24 protein-coding genes and 4 pseudogenes are annotated in these 18424 nt (G+C 69.3%); 23 read left to right on the forward strand and 5 right to left on the reverse strand.

What is annotated here, in order from left to right; translation table 11 throughout:
* Positions 1-121: 121 nt before the first annotated feature.
* Positions 122-442 carry a hypothetical protein gene (locus OG936_RS04810; protein ID WP_399475103.1) on the reverse strand — a complete coding sequence of 107 codons (321 nt, stop codon included), beginning with the start codon at positions 440-442 and terminating at the stop codon, positions 122-124.
* A gap of 193 nt (positions 443-635) precedes the next feature.
* Here OG936_RS04810 and OG936_RS04815 point away from each other — a divergent pair, with 193 nt between their 5' ends.
* From OG936_RS04815 to OG936_RS04845, 7 genes and pseudogenes are all read left to right on the forward strand, one after another.
* Positions 636-1325 (forward strand): hypothetical protein, encoded by a 690-nt coding sequence (locus OG936_RS04815; RefSeq protein ID WP_266412472.1) that lies wholly within the window; start codon positions 636-638, stop codon positions 1323-1325.
* Positions 1326-1460: 135 nt separating this feature from the next.
* On the forward strand, positions 1461-2042 hold the full coding sequence (locus OG936_RS04820; protein ID WP_406492767.1) for a hypothetical protein: 582 nt from the start codon (positions 1461-1463) through the stop codon (positions 2040-2042).
* Between the two features lie 95 nt (positions 2043-2137).
* Positions 2138-2899 carry a hypothetical protein gene (locus tag OG936_RS04825; protein ID WP_403231039.1) on the forward strand — a complete coding sequence of 254 codons (762 nt, stop codon included), beginning with the start codon at positions 2138-2140 and terminating at the stop codon, positions 2897-2899.
* A 26-nt stretch (positions 2900-2925) separates the two neighbouring features.
* Positions 2926-3425 (forward strand): annotated as a pseudogene (locus OG936_RS04830) (hypothetical protein).
* Positions 3426-3612: 187 nt separating this feature from the next.
* Positions 3613-5401 (forward strand): annotated as a pseudogene (locus tag OG936_RS04835) (type IV secretory system conjugative DNA transfer family protein).
* Positions 5398-5628 (forward strand): hypothetical protein, encoded by a 231-nt coding sequence (locus OG936_RS04840; protein ID WP_406492769.1) that lies wholly within the window; start codon positions 5398-5400, stop codon positions 5626-5628. Before OG936_RS04835 ends, OG936_RS04840 begins: the two are co-directional and overlap by 4 nt.
* On the forward strand, positions 5625-6800 hold the full coding sequence (locus tag OG936_RS04845; protein ID WP_403231037.1) for a DnaB-like helicase N-terminal domain-containing protein: 1176 nt from the start codon (positions 5625-5627) through the stop codon (positions 6798-6800). The genes OG936_RS04840 and OG936_RS04845 overlap by 4 nt, the downstream gene beginning before the upstream one ends.
* 68 nt (positions 6801-6868) lie before the next feature.
* On the opposite strand, the gene OG936_RS04850 is transcribed toward OG936_RS04845, so the two are convergent.
* Positions 6869-7276 carry a hypothetical protein gene (locus OG936_RS04850; protein WP_406500779.1) on the reverse strand — a complete coding sequence of 136 codons (408 nt, stop codon included), beginning with the start codon at positions 7274-7276 and terminating at the stop codon, positions 6869-6871.
* Here OG936_RS04850 and OG936_RS04855 point away from each other — a divergent pair.
* Positions 7217-7597: pseudogene (locus OG936_RS04855) on the forward strand (hypothetical protein); the annotation flags it as partial. The gene OG936_RS04850 and the pseudogene OG936_RS04855 overlap by 60 nt on opposite strands.
* 121 nt (positions 7598-7718) lie before the next feature.
* A pseudogene (locus tag OG936_RS04860) lies at positions 7719-7931 on the forward strand (C-5 cytosine-specific DNA methylase); the annotation flags it as partial.
* Between the two features lie 153 nt (positions 7932-8084).
* Here OG936_RS04860 and OG936_RS04865 read toward each other — a convergent pair.
* Together OG936_RS04865 and OG936_RS04870 are read right to left on the reverse strand one after the other, a co-directional pair.
* Positions 8085-9212 carry an NADAR family protein gene (locus OG936_RS04865; protein ID WP_406492771.1) on the reverse strand — a complete coding sequence of 376 codons (1128 nt, stop codon included), beginning with the start codon at positions 9210-9212 and terminating at the stop codon, positions 8085-8087.
* A gap of 54 nt (positions 9213-9266) precedes the next feature.
* Positions 9267-9752, reverse strand: coding sequence for a hypothetical protein (locus OG936_RS04870; protein WP_406492773.1), 486 nt, complete (start codon positions 9750-9752; stop codon positions 9267-9269).
* A 46-nt stretch (positions 9753-9798) separates the two neighbouring features.
* Here OG936_RS04870 and OG936_RS04875 point away from each other — a divergent pair, with 46 nt between their 5' ends.
* The 6 genes from OG936_RS04875 (at position 9799) to OG936_RS04900 (ending at position 13726) form a co-directional block, all read left to right on the forward strand.
* Positions 9799-10143, forward strand: a complete 345-nt coding sequence (locus OG936_RS04875; RefSeq protein ID WP_406492774.1) for a hypothetical protein — start codon at positions 9799-9801, stop codon at positions 10141-10143.
* Between the two features lie 93 nt (positions 10144-10236).
* A complete protein-coding gene (locus tag OG936_RS04880; protein WP_406492775.1) occupies positions 10237-10830 on the forward strand; it encodes a DUF4913 domain-containing protein in 594 nt (197 codons plus the stop codon).
* On the forward strand, positions 10827-11600 hold the full coding sequence (locus OG936_RS04885) for a glycosyl hydrolase (RefSeq protein WP_406492777.1): 774 nt from the start codon (positions 10827-10829) through the stop codon (positions 11598-11600). Before OG936_RS04880 ends, OG936_RS04885 begins: the two co-directional genes overlap by 4 nt.
* Positions 11597-12073: a hypothetical protein gene (locus OG936_RS04890; protein WP_398597145.1), complete on the forward strand. Its 477-nt coding sequence runs from the start codon at positions 11597-11599 to the stop codon at positions 12071-12073. Before OG936_RS04885 ends, OG936_RS04890 begins: the two co-directional genes overlap by 4 nt.
* Complete coding sequence (locus OG936_RS04895) at positions 12070-12741, forward strand: hypothetical protein (RefSeq protein ID WP_406492779.1); 672 nt, start codon at positions 12070-12072, stop codon at positions 12739-12741. Before OG936_RS04890 ends, OG936_RS04895 begins: the two co-directional genes overlap by 4 nt.
* Before the next feature lie 151 nt (positions 12742-12892).
* Positions 12893-13726 (forward strand): DUF317 domain-containing protein, encoded by an 834-nt coding sequence (locus tag OG936_RS04900; protein ID WP_406492781.1) that lies wholly within the window; start codon positions 12893-12895, stop codon positions 13724-13726.
* Positions 13727-14254: 528 nt separating this feature from the next.
* Here the strand turns inward: OG936_RS04900 and OG936_RS04905 are convergent.
* Entirely contained in the window at positions 14255-14521 is a 267-nt protein-coding gene (locus tag OG936_RS04905; RefSeq protein ID WP_406492783.1) for a hypothetical protein, read from the reverse strand.
* A gap of 219 nt (positions 14522-14740) precedes the next feature.
* Here OG936_RS04905 and OG936_RS04910 point away from each other — a divergent pair, with 219 nt between their 5' ends.
* From OG936_RS04910 to OG936_RS04945, 8 genes are all read left to right on the forward strand, one after another.
* Positions 14741-15082 (forward strand): DUF317 domain-containing protein, encoded by a 342-nt coding sequence (locus tag OG936_RS04910; RefSeq protein WP_360467304.1) that lies wholly within the window; start codon positions 14741-14743, stop codon positions 15080-15082.
* A 56-nt stretch (positions 15083-15138) separates the two neighbouring features.
* Entirely contained in the window at positions 15139-15324 is a 186-nt protein-coding gene (locus tag OG936_RS04915) for a hypothetical protein (protein ID WP_385029479.1), read from the forward strand.
* A 78-nt stretch (positions 15325-15402) separates the two neighbouring features.
* Complete coding sequence (locus OG936_RS04920) at positions 15403-15579, forward strand: hypothetical protein (protein WP_406492786.1); 177 nt, start codon at positions 15403-15405, stop codon at positions 15577-15579.
* Positions 15580-15639: 60 nt separating this feature from the next.
* Positions 15640-15852 carry a hypothetical protein gene (locus OG936_RS04925; protein WP_360467308.1) on the forward strand — a complete coding sequence of 71 codons (213 nt, stop codon included), beginning with the start codon at positions 15640-15642 and terminating at the stop codon, positions 15850-15852.
* Positions 15849-16256: an esterase gene (locus OG936_RS04930; protein WP_360467310.1), complete on the forward strand. Its 408-nt coding sequence runs from the start codon at positions 15849-15851 to the stop codon at positions 16254-16256. The genes OG936_RS04925 and OG936_RS04930 overlap by 4 nt, the downstream gene beginning before the upstream one ends.
* 340 nt (positions 16257-16596) lie before the next feature.
* Entirely contained in the window at positions 16597-16866 is a 270-nt protein-coding gene (locus tag OG936_RS04935) for a hypothetical protein (protein ID WP_326666646.1), read from the forward strand.
* A complete protein-coding gene (locus tag OG936_RS04940) occupies positions 16859-17476 on the forward strand; it encodes a DUF6879 family protein (RefSeq protein WP_406492788.1) in 618 nt (205 codons plus the stop codon). The genes OG936_RS04935 and OG936_RS04940 overlap by 8 nt, the downstream gene beginning before the upstream one ends.
* Positions 17477-17566: 90 nt before the next feature.
* Positions 17567-18418, forward strand: a complete 852-nt coding sequence (locus OG936_RS04945) for a methionyl-tRNA formyltransferase (RefSeq protein ID WP_406492789.1) — start codon at positions 17567-17569, stop codon at positions 18416-18418.
* Positions 18419-18424: the final 6 nt, after the last annotated feature.

An 18424-nucleotide genomic window follows, 5' to 3' on the forward strand; every position in this document is an offset into this window, starting at 1 on the left:
GAGCCCACGCCCGGTCACCGGTCGGGGAACCGGGGCTTTCCTGTTGCACGGGCCGGGGAGCTCCGGCCCGTGATCGGAATAGCGGCGTGCACAACTGACCGCCAGGCCGACCCCGATCAGGTCAGAGCCACTGGGCCCAGCCGAAGGTCGCGATGTATGCACGCTCGGTCGCCTTCCAGCCCCGTCCGCCGCGTCGGCGGACAACCCCCAAGGCCAGCGCAAACCAGACCGCGATCGCACCCCCGATGATCAACGGCCACTTGGGACCCGCCAAAGCCCCGACCACACCGAGCGCCACGGCCGTCACCACCAGACCGCCGTGTGCCCCACCACGGCTGGAGCGCAGTGACTCCCGGACTACCCGCCGATCCTCTGCGAGGACCCGCTCGTACGCGTTCGGTGCTGCCTCTGCGCTGCGCTCCCGCTCCGTGTCCTTCTCCACAAAAGCTCCCCTCAACAAACGCGCCCCTACGGGGTGGCACCCACCCACACGGGCGCATCACCTACACCACGACAAGGGACATGACTGAAACGAATCTGACGAGAACGCACCCACGGCAGTAGGGACGTATCCCCAGCCCCGTCCGCTCGCTTCCGCCTCCCAGCGGGCATCGACACAGCAACGAGGACCAACCATGCCCTCTTCTCCCGCTTCCCGTGAAGGCCAGCCCCTGACGGCCACCGATCAACTGGCATGGAGGCAGCACATCCCCGCGCTCGCCTCCGCCGCCGCCGGCATCATTCGGGCATCCGACGCCTGGGACGCGGTCTCGGACTCCTTCTGCGACGAGGACGGCTGGCCCATCGACGAGAAGGGCTACGCGGACGGCAAAGTGACCCGTGACGCAGAGGCGTGGAAGCACGTCGAGGTCTTCCTCGCCTACGGCCCCGAGGTCCTGGCCGGAGTCCGCGCCGCCGCCCACGGTGCCGACTACGTCGAGGGACCGGTCAGCGCGGACCTCCGGCGGCTGCGCGGGATCGACACCACTCTGGAACGAGCAGGCCGGATCCGGCACGAGTGGGACCAGATCATGGCGCTCATGGACGACTCGCTCCCTGGCTCACGGGAGATCTACGCGAGCCATGCGCAGGAGATCCGCAACTCCGAAGGCTGGCACTACGCCGACGAGTTGTCCTCCCAAGGACTGGCGCTCACCCGGGCAGCCGGCTACTTGGCCGAGCGAGCGGATCACGATCGGGCCTCGCAGGCCGGCCGCGCCCAGGCGGCCCTCGCTCGCTCCGCTCTCGGCATCCGCGGGGCCTCGCCCGCTTCGCCTCCCGCACCACCCGCGTCGAACCCGAAGCCCCCACGTCATTCCCGCTGACGTCGATAGCACCGAGTTCCGGCAGGACCAAGCCGACTGATCGCCGCATCCTCGTGGAACACCGCGCCCCTCACCCCTACCAGCGGCTCGCGCGGTCGGTCACCGGGCACCCGGCCAAGGAGAAGGAGAAAGCTCGTGCGTCCCGATGAACCCCGGGTTCCGCTCCATCAGGAGGACCTACCGATATCCGCCCGCCCGAGGAAACCGCTCCTCCGGCAGGCCGTCGCCGGCCCGCAGGGGCCGGAGCACGGATACGGTCACCTCACCGTGCCCCTTCGGCAGCGTGGCCTGGAGTGCACTGTCGAGTACGGCCTCAGCGACTACATCGTCCACGCCAGCCTCCCGGACGGCAGCTCGCTGATCATCTCGCCGCCCCAGGAACCGCCGACCGACCACCCGCCCGGGCACCCCGCAAGCTGGCTGGTGACCCGAGGGCATCCCAACGACTCCACAGTCCACGAAGTGATCTACGACTCGGAGCCAGACGGCTCCCACGCCCAGCAAGGCGGCAGCGCCCCCAGTCTGCTCGCCGCCATCGACGGACGCCTCGATCAGCTCGGCGTCCCTCCGCGACCGGACACCGCCCCGTCGCGAGTGAGTGCCGCTCGCGCACTCTCACCGACCGCCCAGTTCACGGCACTGGCACCAATGCCAGCGGCTCCGGCCGTACGTCCCGCGCTTCCGCCCGCCCATCCCCCGTCCGCACTCGGTCGCTGACCACTTCCCGCCGGAGTACGCGATGCCCCGCACCAGCAGAACCACCTCGGCCCTCGACCACAGCGTTTCCCGAGCCCGCACCGGACGGATCAGCCATGTCCACCCACTACGACTCGCTTCCCGACGTAGCTATCGGCCGCCACCCCGACTACGGCATCGTCGCCGCGAACCCAAAACATCTCGCAGCCAGCGCATGGATGTTGAAAGGCTTCGACTTCCACCCCGTCCCTGACCAGCCGACGCTGTACACACTGGCCGACCAGCAACGTGACGGACAGGGCCGCGCCACCCGGGCTGTCACGCTGCTGCGCGACGCCGGCTACCAGGTCGACGTCGATGCCGCGTTCGACCCCTCCCTGGCCTCGGAAGCGACCGCCGACCTTGACCGGCCGCCGCGCATGGTTCCCGACGTCGCGTTCGCCGAACATCCGCAGCTCGGCATCATCGCTGCCACCGACGACCACTCCTCCGCGCTCGGCGGCCGCCTCGTCCTGGAGGAGCACGGCTGGCGCCATAACCCGGCCCTGGACATCTACACGCTGCCCATCACCACCGACCGCAGCGAAGCCCTGGGGAAAGTCGCCGCCGCCACTCTGTCGATGCATCGATCCGATCTCCAGGCCGCGGTGCAGCCCTCCCTCGCCCAGGACGTAGCTGATCGCCGCCCTCCTGCTCCCGCAGCAACCGCGCGCCCCGACCACGACCGGGGCTTCACCCGTGCCTCCCTCGTCAGCGCCGCCGCTCTCACTGCCAGTCCAGCCCGCGACGGCCTCCCGGCCAGGACGCCGGCTTCCGCCGACGACACTCCGGCGGCCCGGCCGGTTGACCCGCGCATCCCCTTCGCCCTCAACCGCTGACCCCACCTCCCGTAAGGAACCGTTCCATGACAGTGAAGACCATCTGGCAGATCACCCATTCCTGTGGTCACCATGCCGACCGCGACCTGTCCAACCGGGCCGCCGACCGGCGTGCGGGCTTTGCCGAGTGGCTCGCCAAGCAGGAGTGCACCGACTGCTGGCGAGCCTCCAAGGAAGGCGCCGAACCGGACAAGACCGCCTGGCTGAAGGCCAAGCGCGCCGAAGAACGGGCCGAATCCGAAGCCTGGTCGCAGCAGTACCGGATGCCGCCCCTGGACGGGACCGAGCGAGCCGTGCCCTGGGGCGTGCGCTGCCGCCACCAGGTCATGGCCGCCGCCTACACCGCCCTGGTCCTCGAAGGCGAGACCAGCGAAAGGAAGTGGGAGGAGATCGAGAAGGCCGCCCGCACCGTCACCCGCGCCGGGTGGTGGATCGACCAGCGCTCCTCCGAACCCCCGACGACCTCACCGAGCTGCTCCAGGCCGCCACCGAGGCCGACCGGACCACCGAGAACCCTCACTTCTGACCGCCCGATGCCCCGCCAAGGTGGTGCATCAGTTTCCTTCCTGCCAGCGATGTAAATGCCCTCGCCGGAGCGCTCCCCGCGCTGCGTTGCCGCCCCGAATCGGAGTGCCCCTCCCGATGACCAGCAGAAGAACGCACGTCGCACCCCACCACCCATCACTCGTCTGCGCTCACTCCCAGGACCCACCATGCCCGCACCACGTACCAGCGCGCCCTCGACCACCACCGGGTCGGACGCGCTCCTCTATCTCCTCTTCGGCCTACTCGGCGTCGGACTCGCCTTCGGTTCGCTGGCCTGGCTGACCGGTAACCTCAGCAACTCCCTCGTCGGTACCGGGCCCTGGGCCCCGTACACGGCCACCGACGCGCTGCTGCACCCCGAGGTGCTGTGGCCGAGCCTGAGCTCCACCTCCCTGCTCGTCGGCGCACGGATCATTCCCGGCCTGCTGTCCGTCTGCCTCGCCGTCCTCGGCCTGGTGGTGTGGATACGGCTGCGCGGCGGTGCGAAGAACGGTCTCGCGCGGAAGGGCGACCTCGCCCCGCTGCTGGACAAGGAGATCACCGCCAAGGCCCGGAGCCTGCGGCCGTCCCTGAGCGGCCGGGAGTGTAAAAGAGGCCGCTCCTGCTGACCGCGGCATCCTGCTCGGCACCCTCTCCCCTGGGCGTTCCGATGTCCGTGCCTCGTGGGAGGACGTGATCGTCGCGATCATGGCCCCGCGCTCCGGCAAGACCTCCGGGCTGGCGATCCCCGCGATTCTCGCGGCTCCAGGTCCGGTGTTGCTGACGTCGAACAAAGCGGCGAACGACGCCTTCACCGCGACGGTCGACGCCCGGGCCGAGGTCGGCACGATCTGGACCCTGGACCCGCAGCAGATCGCCCACCACCCTCGCGAGATGTGGTGGGACATCCTGGCCGACGCCCGCGACCTGGCCGGAGCGAAACGCCTTGCCGGGCACTTCGTCGCCGCCAGCGTCGACGAGTCGAACGGCGCCGACTTCTGGTCCACTGCCGCGTCCAACACGCTCGGCGCACTGTTCCTCGCCGCCGCCGGCCACCGGCGGCCGATCACCGATGTCCTGGCCTGGCTCGCCTCCCCCGCCGACCGGACCCCGGTCGACCTCCTCACCGACGCCGGCCACGACGCGGTCGCCGCCCAGCTCCAGGGCACCGTCTCCGGCGCCACCGAGACCCGCGACGGCATCTACGAGACGGCACGCCAGTACGCGAGTTGCCTGCTCGACCCGGACGTCGCCGCCTGGGTCACCCCTGCCAAGGGGCTCCCCGAGTTCGATCCCTTCGCCTTCGCCACCTCCCGCGACACCCTGTACCTGCTCAGCAAGGACGGTGGCGGCAGCGCGTCCGCGATCATCGCCGCGGCGGCCGACGCTGTGATGCGGGCCGCCGTCATCGTCGCCGAGCGCTCCGGTGGACGGCTCGACCCGCCCGCCCTGTGCGTCCTGGACGAGGCCGCGAACGTCTGCAAAATCTCCGACCTCCCCGACCTCTACAGCCACTTGGGCAGTCGTGGTGTCATCCCGATGACGATCCTGCAGTCCTACCGGCAGGGCCAGCGGTGCTGGGGCGAGGCCGGCATGGACGCACTCTGGTCCGCCGCCACCATCAAGATCATCGGATCGGGCATCGATGACGCCGACTTCGCCGACCGCCTCAGCAGGCAGGTCGGCGACCACGACGTGCAGACCACGTCGGTATCCACCAGCGACAGCGGCAAGTCCACGTCGGTCAGCATGCGCAGCGAGCGGATCCTGCCGCCCGACGCGATCCGTGCCCTGCCCAAGGGCAAGGCACTGCTCCTGGCCACGGGTATCCGCGTGGCGATGCTTGATCTGCGGCCTTGGTACAGGGAGCCGTCCGCCAAGGTGGTCGGCCCGGCCTCGGCCCGTGCGACGAAGGCCATCACCGAGCGGGCCCTCGCGAAAACGCATGGCCGTGACGGCTTCGGGCTGTCGGCATGAGTGCGCCCACGCCGCGTCCCGGGCGGCTCGTACGCTCCCCGGTCGTTCTGCGTGACGGACAGTGGTGGCTGGTCAGCGGGGCCGGCTCGGTTCTCGCCGCCGACCCCGTGTTCACCGGTGTGCTGGACGGCTTCGCCAAGGCGATGGCCGCTGCCGACCAGGCGGTCGCCGATCTCCATGCCCGGCGGGGTGAACCTCCTTCCACCGACGCCGGAGGGCGACGATGAACCCGCTGCTGCGCGCGGAGCAGGCGGTACTGGGCTCCGTGCTGCTCGACCCGGGCCAGCTGGCGCATCTCGACTGGCTCGCATCGGATCACTTCGACCGGCCGGTCCACCGGGCGCTGTTCGCCGCCCTACGCAAGCTTCAAGCCGATGGACACCCCGCGCTGGCAGACGACGGGACGGTGCCGCTGTCGTGGGTGACCGACGCGGTCGACGAGGCCGTCCTCCACGTACGGGGGCTGAGCGCGGTGTACGCCCACACTCTGGTCTCGGCCTGTCCGCGCCCCGAGCATGCTCCGGCATACGGCCGCATGGTGCTGGAGGGGGCGATCCATCGCAGCGTCACCGCGCACGCGATCCGCCTTCACCAGGCGGCTCGCGCCGACGCCCTGCGGGGCGCGGTAGAGGGAGCCCTGCACCACGCGGACGTTCTGAGCGGGGTTCTCGACGATCTCGCACGGCGGTGGGGAACCGAACCGCGCCCGGTCGCACCGGCTGCTCAGCCGGCGACCGCCCCGGCAGCCCCGTCGCCGATGGTTCGGACGGACCATGTCGCCGAGGACGAACGGTTCCTGCTGGCCGTCCTTGTCGAGCGGCCGAGGGCCATGGCCGAGGTGGTGGGCTGGCTGCGGCCGGGCGACTTCGCCGACCCGGCCCACGGGCAGCTCTACCGCTGCCTTGGCGCGCTGCACCACCGGGGCGAGCCCATCGACCGGATCACCCTGCTCTGGGAGGCGCAGCGGCGCGGTCTGCTGGCCGACGGCACGCTGTCCGGCGGGCAGGTCGCCGCCATCTGTGACGGTGTGGGTCCTGGCAGCGCCGACTGGCTCGGTGAGCAGGTGATCCGTTCCTCGGTCACCCGCACCGCCGTCACCTCCGCTCGCACCATTCGGGGCTTGGCGGAGAACGAGTCGCTGTCTCCTGGGCAGCTCATCAATCACGCCCTGCACGCGCTCGGTCCACTCGATGACGTACGTACCCGCTGGCGGACGGCGAACGGCCACTCTCCTCCGCCACCAACGGCCCCGGCTTCTTCGTCGAACAGGCCTTCTCCTGCGCGGGTGCACGCCGCTCTCGCTCGCAGCACGCCACACCCAATCTCGCCGTCCTCGGCCCGGACCCGCTCTGCGCCCGGCCCTGCTGCCGTGCGATCTCCCTCGCGCGGCCACAGCTGAAAGCCCCCGTCCTCTGTTCGTCCTCTCCCTTGGGATTCACCGTCAACAACACCCCCAGCTCTGACATCTCAGCCCTGCGTGGCATGGCCTCGGCCTTCGACGCCCAGCGCGGCAAGGTCCCGGTCCCTGGGAACTACCGTCGCTTGCCCGGCATCGTCGCCGTCGCCAGGCAGATGTCCGAACTCGGCGAGCTGATCACCGACCTGGGCCATGAGGTCTTCCTCCGTGCCGCGGCCCAGGACCACGAAGTCCACACGGCCCGGGTCATCGCGGGCTTCGCCGCCGCTGCGCGACCTGCCGGCGAGGCGGCATCCGCCCTCGGGGAGACGGCTCACCAGCTCGCCTTCCTGAACCGGACCGGGCATCTCCGTAACCGGCCCGACGCCCAGGAGGCCCGGGAGGCAGCGGTGCGGGTGATGGAAGACGCTCTCGGTGCGGCGGACACGGCCCTGCGCGAAGCCGCCGACTCCCTTCACGCCGCGTCGGCGACGGTTTCACCTCCGTCCGTACGGCTCCGAGCCGCCCGTAGCCGGTCCACGACCACAGCTCCCGCTCCCCGACCCGCGCCTCCCGCTGCCACGCCGACAGCGGCCGCACCGGGCCGGATCGTGCGGGGGCGGTGGCATAGGACCAACAGCGTGCACCCGCCGTTGATCGGCTCGCTCTGCTCCGGGTACGGAGGGCTGGACCTCGGGGTGCAGTCCGTGCTCGGCGGCAGCCTGGCCTGGCATGCGGAGGTCGATCCGGGCGCCTCGCGGATCCTGGCCCGGCACTGGCCCGGGGTGCCCAACCTGGGCGACATCACGACCGTCGACTGGTCCAACATCCCCCGGGTGTGCGTCCTGACCGCGGGCTTCCCCTGTCAAAGACGTCTCGGTTGCCGGCCGACGGGCCGGACTCAACTCCCAGACCCGCTCCGGGCTGTGGCTGCACGTCGCCCATGCGGTCGAGGCCCTCCGACCCTGCCTGGTTGTGATCGAGAATGTGCGCGGCCTCCTCACCTCCCCCGCCGGTTCCCCTGGCAACGTGGAATTCTGCCCGTGGTGTCTGGGAGACACCCCAGGCCAGCCTCCTCTGCGAGCACTCGGTGCCGTACTCGGATCCCTGGCCGACCTCCGGTACGACGCGAGGTGGCTCGTGCTTCGCGCCTCCGACATCGGGGCCCCTCACCGCCGCGAGCGGACCTTCCTCGCTTATCTGGACACTTTCATGATCGCCGGGTGCCGATTCGCGCGGTCGTGTGTCACTCGATTGAGGCGATCTGCGTCTGGCTGGTCCGGTCGATCATTGCAAGATGTCCAGCTTGGCGGCGACGAGTTCGGAGCGGGTAAGCTCAAGCAGTCGGCCCATCCAGTTCCGTCCTTCGAGCCCGTGTTGACCCCAAAAGGTCGATCCCATCTCGGTGTAGATCAGTCGGGTGGCGCCTGTGGCCATAAGCGTCTCGGCGAACTCGGGATGTTGCTGGAACTTCGCGCGCAGCAAGCGCGTCATGACGGCGACCCGAACCTGGGGCCAGTCGTCGCGCAGGGTGGAATCCTCAGCGATCTTCTGCGCGTCGTACGGCCTTTCCGCGCCAAGGATCTCGGCCTGGCGGTGTTCGTCGGCGACCGCCAGCGCCCAGTAGGCGTGCGCAACCGTGGGATAGGTCCAGTTACCCAAGACGATTGGCGCGGGAAACTCATTGCGCAGTACGAGGGTGCCGGGGTTCTCGGGCCAGCCGCGCGGGAAGACCGTCTGGTTGAGATGGACGCTGCTCTCGACCGGTTCGGTCGGGCCGTCGGCGGGTGTCTTCGTCTCGTACTGCTTCCGCAGTTGCTCGCGCTCCGCGAAGTACTCCAAGGCGGAGGCGTGCATCTCCTCGGTAACGTCGACGGTGTTCCCGTTCCACAGCTCGATCTGGTTCTCCGGGCCGGTCACGATGACCCGGAGGGGGAAGTCCTTGCGGTCCATGTCACCCAGGGCATATCTCCGCAGGTGTTCCGGGATGGCTTCGTAGGCATCGCGAACGGCGGTCCGGTTGGCCTCGGTCGGCTGCTCCCGGAAGACCTCGACGGCGGCGAGGCAGCGGCCGGTGGAGTTCGGACGGCCGTTGAGGTTGTCGATGTCGTCGCGGACCTCGCCGAGCAGCATCTTGGGGGTCAGCCAGGTCTTCGGCTCGGCGAACTTCCACGAGGCGAGGTGGTGGGCCGATGCCCTGGCGCCTTCGGGCAGTTCGGTGGCGACCCATCCGGAGGCAAGCTTGCCGGCGAAGCCCTCCAGGGTCTCCAGACCCCAGCAGTCGACCATTCCGTCGGCGTAGATCAGCAGGTCGGTGAGGTAGTAGTTGCCGCCGTTGCGGATGAAGGCGTGCCGCCAGGTGCCCTCAATACGCTCGCCGTCCACGTTCCGCCACGTCCGCTGTCGTATCGCCATGCGCGACAGGGTAGCTGTCCGCACTCCCACAAGATCGGGAGATTCCGGCTGGGGTTATTCAGGAAGCTCAGCGTGGGGTTCGCCGAGGTCGTCCAAGAGGCTGCTGATGCGCTGGTGGCGCTGGACCTCGCGGTCCCACCCGCGGGATTCGGCGTCGGTTACCAGCTGCTGTTCAGTGCAGAGGCGTTCGCGCAGTCGTGGAGCGTACTGGGGTGTGGTGACGAACTTCGCGCAGGTCAGGTAGAGGTTGCACTCGCAGGGCCCCTCTTGGGGCAGGCGCAGGCAGCGGCCGAGTTCGAGTTCGGTCTTGTAGAAGTTGGTCTTCAGCCAGTCCAGCGCGTCCTGGTCGAGCTGCCCGGAGCGGAGGGTGTCGGCAAGGGGGCCGGCGATGGTGGTCCCAGGCTGGAGTACGGCCTGGTAGTCGGCCAGGACGGTGGGTCCGAGATGTGCGTGTAGGTCATCGACATGTCGGGCCCAACCAGCGGCAGGGCGACGGCGACATGACCCTGCCGAGCGCGGCAGCCTCCTTGCTGCCCACACCGTCGACCATCGTCACGGGCCCCACGGAACGCCGACCAAGCAAGAGGTGGCACCCTCCCTCGTCAGCGGTCGTTCTGCCGCTCTGGACGGAACCAGGTCCGGCTGCCAGGGAGTAGACCGGCGATGGGGTGCGTACGCAGCCGCCATCACCCAGTGGGAGACGCTCACCCGCCCCGCCCCGGCGCCCACCGACTCGGCCGGACGGCTGCGTGCCGACTTCGTCGAGTGGATGCAGGGCCTCGATGCCGACTGGATCACCGCCACCCCGGGGCTCGGCCGCCCCGCCCAGCTCACCGCGCTCGGCAACGGTGTCGTACCTCAACAGGCCGCCCGGGCGGTGCGGTTGCTGGCCCCGCCCTTCCCTCGCTGTCCTCGCTGCGCGGCGGCGTAGCGCCCGGCTACCGGGTTTTCCCGGCCGGGCCAAATCGCGGCTTCTCCGGATCCTCTTTCTCATGTCGCCGTCCCACAGAGGGAGCACGCCCCGATGCCCGACACCACCGCGACCGCCCCCGGCCCCGAGCCGTTCCGCGTCCCCGACGAGAACCTCGACGACCTCGCCAGCAGCCTCGCCAAGACCATGGCCGAGGTCAAACAGCACGGCGTCCTCCTCGACCGCCTCAGCTCCGAGCCCACACCCGCCCCCCAGCCGACGGACGACGCTCCAGCAACAGCAGCGGGCTCCGAGTCGGCAGCGGGCCCCACCTCAGTGTTCATCATTGCCCTGGGCGGTGAGGCATACGCCGTCGAACTCACCGCCCTCACTGCCTGGGTGAACCACCTCCTCCTCCCGATCTACGGGCGAGAGATCAGCACGACCCGCCCGTGGTGCACGCGGTGGCAAGAACACCCCGAAGCCGTGGCACGGCTGCACGCCCTCTGGCTCGCGTGGCAGCAGTTCACCGACGCCGAGGCCGGCCTGCCCGGTCCCTCGACGTGGCACCGCGACCACCTCGACCAGACACTGGTCCACCTCCGTGCTCCCGACGGCCCGTTCGCCGCGTGCACGACGAGCCCGGCCCGGCCCAACCACCGCGTGCTGGCCACCCCCGCGCCCGACCAGCTGGGACTGACCGCATGAGTAGCGACGAACTCGACTTCCACCTCGACGACCTCGAACCCGCCGACGCGGCCTCCCAGCACGCGGAGGAGCAGTTCTGGGCCGGTGACTTCACCGTCCTTGCCGAGCACCACATCGCCCGCGACGTCTCCCGCAGTTTCGTCGTCGCCCACGACGCCTCGGTCACCTGGGGTGTGCCCGGCGAACCCCAGATCTGCGCGATCAAGGTCGCACGGGACTTGAACCAGAACACCTTCACGTTCGAGTCGTCCTATCACTCCACCGTGTCCTTCGCTCAGAACTGGCTGGTCGAGCACGGTTGCCCACCGGAGCGCCTTTCCCAGGTCGGCGACGACTTCATACAGCCCGCCGACGCTCTCACCACACAGGTCGAGCAGAAGCTCCGCACGTCTGGCACCCGGTACACGGTCCTGGACAGCTACACCTCGGACTACGACCCCTGCGAGACATGGACGTTGACCCGCGACTCCAGCGCTGCTCAGGCACCGATTCGCATCTTCCTCGAAGAGGGAGACTTCGAAACACACACGTACACGACGCGTGAGGGCGCCTTCGCCGATGAGAGCGCAGCCCGGCACTGGCTGGACGACCGCAACAGCCCGCTGCCGAACCCACCGGGAGACGGCAGGGACACCGGCGCTGCCCTGCGGACCCGCGCCGCCCTCACCCGCTCAGCCGGTTCCTCGGCAACTCCGAAGGCCGGCCTCGATACCCACAGCCTGCCGTCGCCAGGACCGACCCCGCGGCCGAGCCCTGGGCGGTCGATGTGAGCCGCGCCCGCTTCGCCTTCGCCGCGCACCCGGACGCCATCGCGGACCTGCGCGAACTCCCCGACGAGATACGTGATCTGGCGCTACTGGAGCTACAGAACCTGGTCCACGGAAGTGACGACTGCCTGCCGTTGAAGGGCCGTCTCGCGGGCTTTCACAAGGTGTACGTCGACCCATCCGTCTCCTATCGGATGGTCATCCAGTTCCGCCCCGCCCCGTCCACCTCGCACCACAAGCGCGAGGTCTATCTCGTCGCCGCGGGCAGCCGGAAGGAGTACGCGGTCTACCGCACGGCCCACCTGCGCACCGGCCCCCACCAGAACGCGGACGTCGAGACAGCCTCCTCGGCCGCCGAAGCACGCGTGCAGGCCGCACGCTCCCGCTCTCCCCACACGGCAAACCAGCCGACGCCCCTCCCAGTGGCGGCGGCCCAGCCCCCTGCCACCGCTTCCCGAAAGGCTCCCCAGCGATGATCGTCGACCGCGCCCCGCTGACTCGTACCGAACTGGCGGGCCTGCTCACCGATGCCGCGCAGAGTGTCTCCGGGATCCTCACCGCCGAGTACCCGACGGCTGCCAGCCGCTCCTACCTGCACCCCGTACTGGGTGCGCTGTCGGCCGGACCCAGGGTGATCTGCAAGCTGAACGATCGGCTCGAAGAATTCCTGGCCGCCGAGCCGCGCCGCGCGACGCCGGCGGGTCTGTTCACCCTGGCCTCCTACGCCTCCGCGCTGGGATGGCTCACCGAGTCCCTCGCCGAGCTCACCACCTCGGTCGACCAGATCTGCACCCGCGTCGGCATCCCCACACAGCCACCGGACGACCCCACCTTCACCACGCCCGACGGCGACGAGCGGGACAGCGAGCTCGACTTCGCCTTCAGCGACTTGGAGTTGACGGAGATCCGCACCGCCGCCGAGGCCGCCCACCTCCCGCCGGGCGACTACGTCGCCGTGCTCTCCGAGTCCCTTCTCGCCATCACCCGGATCACCGACGCCTGCATGGAAATTTCCAGCGGCCTCCTCGACGACGCCACGTACGTCCTCGGCGAAGCGACCGACCACATCTGGATCAACGATGGCCCAGGCCACTTGCCCACCCTGGTCCGTTCACTGCTCGCCCGGATGGAAACCGCCGGGTGAGCCCCCACAACCCGTTCCGGAGCCGATGATCCGGCTCATTTCCACGGCGCCCGTGTGCAGCCGAACGGCCCGCTCCACGGCGTACGCAGGCGCATCACCCCCCTTCTCTTCTTCAGGAACGCCCCATGACCTTCAGCTCGGATGACGAGCAGTGGCGCGAGTACCACGTCAGCCCCGCTACCTCGCCGGATCAACGTTCACCGGTGACCCCGCTCTCCGTCCGCTCCTCGACAGCGACTGGTTGCTGAACGGCGACGACGTGGGCAACGTGTACGTCAACACCCCTGACCAGCGGGTCCGCCTGGCCTACCTGCCCGAGGGCGACGACGACGCCCTGTGGAAAATCACCGCGTACAGCTCGGAATACGCGACGCCACGCTGGCTGGTCACCTTCCAGAGCGGCACCCCCACCGAGATCGTCGCCGGCTTCACCACGGCGCTCGCCGCCGCCTACGCCGAGGGCCCCGATTCCTACCTCCACCACGGCAACAGCGCCCTGACCGCACTGGATGCCGGCACACCGCTGGCAGCGGCGGGCTGGAGCCACAGCTACAGCCCCCAGAACGTCTACTTCCAGTCGCCCGACCGCCTGGCCGCGGTCTACCTGCGCCACAACCACCGTGACCACACCGCCGAGATGCGGGGCCATCAAGAACGCTGGCTCACCCTTGCCGGGCCGCCAGGAAACCAGTGGTACGCCACCGCTTCCTCCTTCACCCCGCAGAGGCTGGTGACCGCGATGAACACCGCCCTCACCGACCCGTCGCCAGTCATCCGTTACGGCTACGACCTGCAACGCCTTCCCCCACAGGCCACCGCGACACCGGTCAAACCGCGCATGCCCACTCCCCTGGACATCCACCGCGTCCAGGCAGCCAAATCCCGCTCCACGGTGGTGCCGACGACTGCCGCGGCTCGTCCCGTAACCCCGTCGCCGCGTTCGCTGCCGGCTTCGCAGGCCTCGCGCTCCGGGTACGCCCGCTGACGAACACGCCCTCTCCCCGACCATGTGGAGCCGCTCATGTCCAACACCACCGCACTCGACCAGGCCACAGCCATGATCGAGAAAGCCTGGAACCGCCCTATCGACGCTCTGGAATCCCTCGCAGTCCGCCGCCCCAGCGACGACCCGCTCCTGCGCTCGGCCATGCGCATCCGCTCGGCCTTGGTCATCACCGACAGCGCCGCGACCGTGCACCAGGACCGTCTGCACGCCCTGACCCGCCCCGGCCACGTGCCGGCCTTCTACGACCTGGAACGGATCACCAGCTCAGCGGCAGACCTTCGCGTCGCCAAGGCAGAGAGCAGTACGTCCCTGCAGGCCATCAGCCACGTGATCGAAGCCCGCGAATCCGCCGCGACCACGGCCTCGGCCCCGGCAGTCCGGCTGGCCCAGGCCGCCGTCGCCCGCTCCGGGCACACACCACGCACCCTGGGCCAGGTACCCGATAGCCCGCCCCTTCGGCCGCTGTCAGCCCGCCGGCGGCCGGCCCGGGGCCGCGCCGCTGACCGTTCAGGCGAGGTCCTCGTCGCGGTGGGCATCCCCGATGCGGGAGCCCACCGCGCGGGCCAGCTCCTCCACCGTCAACTCGACACGGTGGCCCTCCGCGACCCGCTCCTCCACCACCGCGCCCTCGCCCCACCACCCGTCGCACTGCGTACCAACAGCCCACTGGCCGTCAGCGACCACCGCGATGTCCCCGACCGTCCACGGCCGCCCGGCCGCCCGGATCTTGCGCTCCATCCCGGCTCCATCCCGGTGTCTGACCGGCTCCACCATCCCTGCTCCCCTTCGGTTCCGTGTGGCCCGCTGCCGCAACCCGGATACGACAACCAGGTCCGCTCATCCATTCCCGGAGCCGCCGGCCATCTGCTGCCGGCGGCCAGTTCGCCCACGGCAGACGCCAGTTCCCGGGAAAGGACTACGTACTCCTGCGCACCGCATGCCAACGTACGAGTGTCGGGAAAAACCGCAGGTCAACGAAGGGATCGCCCAACCGTGAACGCCTCCGCCACCCTCCTCCCAGCCGTCATCCACCCCGCCCCGGACGACCGCTGCCGGCTCTCCTCCGACCACTGCGCGGCCCCGGTCCTTGACCTCCTCCACGCCCTCAGCTGGACCGTCGTCGAGACCCCGGAGGCCAACGTCCACGCTACGAGCCCGGACAGCCGCATATACGTCGGCTGGCTCCCCGAAGACCCCGCCGCCTGGCAACGCGACATCGTCTGGCAGATCCGGGTCCAGCCCCCCGAAAACGCTCCATGGGTTCAGGAATTCGGCCCCCACTCCCCCTCCGAGGCCGTCGCCGGATTCATCGCCGCCCTCGCCGCCCACCGCTGACCACGTCACCACCCCGCCCGCTCCGAACAGCACCACCCAGATAGGAGGTTCCGTCCATGCGCATGCTCCTGGCCACCCGCCCCGGCCACCGCCGCACGTGCGCCTACGCCCGACGAGGCTGCACCTGCTACTACCTACCCGGCCAGTACGGCCGCCGTACCAAAACCATCCGCCGCCGCGCCGCCCGGCACGCCGAACGACGCCAGTGGCAGCGCGACCTCGCGGACACCGCATCCACATGACGCTTTCAAGTCGCTGAACAACCACCGCGCTCCGCCACAGCACCCACGCGATCCGGCGTGAAGAAGGGACCGCACAACATGACGCGCGACAAGATGATGACCCGCCGCGGGATGAGGCGCTACAACTGCTGCCCCGGCCACAACCCCCGCTCCTACCACCACGGACGTGAACGCGCCCGCGAGGACCGCGAATGGCGGCAGGACATCGGACCTGACCTCCCGCACAACGTACGTGGCCCTGTCCGGCTGCCCTGACGTGCAGACGAGTCGGCCTTCCCCGCACTCACCCTTCCCTACCGATCTTGGAGGCCTTCCGTGCCCCGCCACCTGACCGTCGGCCATGTGCTCCGTCAGCTCCAGGAACTTGACCCCAACCTGCCGATCCGCCTCGCCGTCAACCCCGACTTCCCCTTCGCCCACCACGTGGGAGCCCAGGTCATCGTCCGGGACGGCAAAGCGTTCATCGCCGACGACGGCCAGGAGGGCTACCTCCCGGCGGCCGTGGGCGAGGCCCTCAACTGGACATGACCAACCCCATCAACGCCCCGGAGGTTCCTATCCCGTCGCACGCCCTCCCACTCCACAGCATCGCCGCGCACCCCCTGCCGAGCGGCGTACGAGGCGCACTGGTCCAACGCGTCTCCGCCCTGCCCGACGGGCCGCTCGACGTCACCTGGCTCGCCACCGAATCCCCGAAGCTCCCTCTCGGACGCATTCGCCTCCGCTGGGAGCCGGCTTCCCCCACCGGCTGGAACGTCACCGCCCACCTGGGCCTGGCCACCGCCGAGGTACACCTCGCCTCCTGGCCTGCCGCGCCGGACGATTGGCCGCGTCTGGTCCACCCCACCATCCGTGAGGTGCTCGGCCTGTGCGCCGCCCTCACGGTCGCGACCGCCGCCCTCGACCTCTCGAACCGCCTCGCCCAGGTCTGACCGGGACCGCAGCGCCTTCCTCCAACTCCGCAGCCAACTCGTCGAGGGGCCGGGCCTCGAAGACCTGACCGGTGCGCTCGCCCTCCAGCGTGCCCCATCGACTGCTACAAGACTCGCAGGGACGGACGGAACGGCAGTACATATTCGTGAAGCGCTGTCACGGTCGGTCGGCCGGGCGTAAGTCCGGTCGTTCCTGCCGGTCCACCCCGGGCGATTTCACCGTGATCCGCCCGACTGTCCGGTCGATACGGAGGAACGAGCCGTTGGCTGGAAGTCTCTGCCCGACGTTGCATCAGATGTGATCTAGGTTACCTTCGGGGGGACTGAATGGAGAGCCGTGATGATTCGGGGCTGGGAAGCCGATCCCTCTTCGCCGCTGGTGCGCCGCCTGGGTAAATCCCCCACCGAGCTCGGGACCACGGGCGGCGAGCAGGGATGCCCGGATATCTGGGAACTGGAGAACGGGGACATCGCCATCGTTGGCCGCGACCTCACCGATTCCTACCTGCCCAGCCTTCCCCCGGGGCTCGTCGTCGCCCCGGATGAACGGATCGTCGTCATCCCCCGCAGGACAGCCGCTGCGGCGAAGGTGGACCTTCCCGATGCTTAGCCCACAGGCCGGCGGTCCGGGTCAGCGCCTCGGACTTGACGACTACTCCGAGGACTTCGGTCGCCATTTCTGGCGTTCCGGCTCCGAAGGGTTCTGGAAGCTCGAACGTCAGCAGAGCTTCCAGGAGCCCGGGGTGGAGAGCTGGGAGGCCTTCCGCAAGGGGCACTGGGACGAGTCCCTGGCACTGATCGAGGGACAGCGGGGTCACTACGAGGAGTACCTCCGGCGAATCGCCGGAAGCGGATTCGCCCTCCACCGTGTCCGCTGCGTGGAGGAGCCCATCGCTCCATACCTCCAGTGGGAACTCCACCTGCTGCACCTGAAGGCCCAGTGCGGGGAGGACACGAGAGTCCTCAGCGGGGCCGACATCCTCCGGTACGAAACGCAGCACCCGCTTCCGGAGATCGTGGTCCTCGGCTCCTCAGTGATGTACGAGGTGCTGTATGACGACGACGGAAAACTCGCCGGCGGTATCCGCTTTGACGATCCGCACGTCATCTCTCGTTGGCGGAAGACGATCCAGGAGATGCACCAGGCTGGTGAGCCGTTGGACGACTTCTTCAGCCGCCGGGTCGCTCCGCTGCCTCCGCCGACCGTGACCGAGGAGTAGGGCGCAGTAGTCCCGCCCGGAACTCGGTGGAGAGTCCGGGATGGGCATGAGAGTTTCGGCCGGACGCCGGTCGCACCACAAAGGCTGCATATGCGCATTATCCTGATTTCATACTCTGCGCAGGGCTTCGCCCTCCTGCACCGCGTGTGCGAGCGGGCCGGACACACGCCCGTCGCTTACCTGCATGCGAGATCACTTCGGCCGGGCGAGCCGACGCGAAGCGGTGCGGGCGATGTCGTGGGCGAGATCGTCGACGCCCTGCCGAACGGGATGGATCTGCTGATTCCGGGCCGGAAGAGCATGTTGCCGCACATCCTCGCGGGATATCAGGCCGATCTCATCGTCTGCTACGGCTTTCCCTGGAAGCTGCCGCCGGCGGTACTCCGGTCGACGAACTTGGGTGCCGTCAACGTGCATACGTCGATGCTGCCGAAGTACCGAGGCCCCATTCCGGTCAACTGGGCGATCAGGAACGGCGACAAGGAAATCGGCGTCAGCATCCACTGGATGGAGAGCGAATTCGACTCCGGCGGGATCTTGGCGCAGGAGGCGGGTATCGCGTTGGGTGACGATGTCGCCCCCCGGTTGTTGTGGGAAGAGGTCGACCGGTACATCGAGCGGCTTCTGCCCGGCGCGCTCTCGCTGGCCGAAGCCGGTTCGCCCGGCACACCGCAGGAGGAGAGGTCGGCCACCTACGCGGGGTGGATGGAACCCGCGTTCTCGCAGATCGACTGGACTGCCTCCAGGGAGGAGATCCACAACCAGGTGCGCGCCGTCAGGTTCGGCAGCTCGGGAAGATCCGGCCCGGTTGCCGTGGTGGCTGACCGTCGTCTGCGGGTTCTGCGGACATCGTTGCAGCCGACGGACGGAGTCAAGGTGACGTGTGGAGATGGATCCGTGTGGATTACGGAGTCCGTACCGGTGGCGGACTCCGAATCCTGAACAGAC

Source organism: Streptomyces sp. NBC_00846 (genome assembly GCF_045207325.1).
GTDB lineage: Bacteria > Actinomycetota > Actinomycetes > Streptomycetales > Streptomycetaceae > Streptomyces.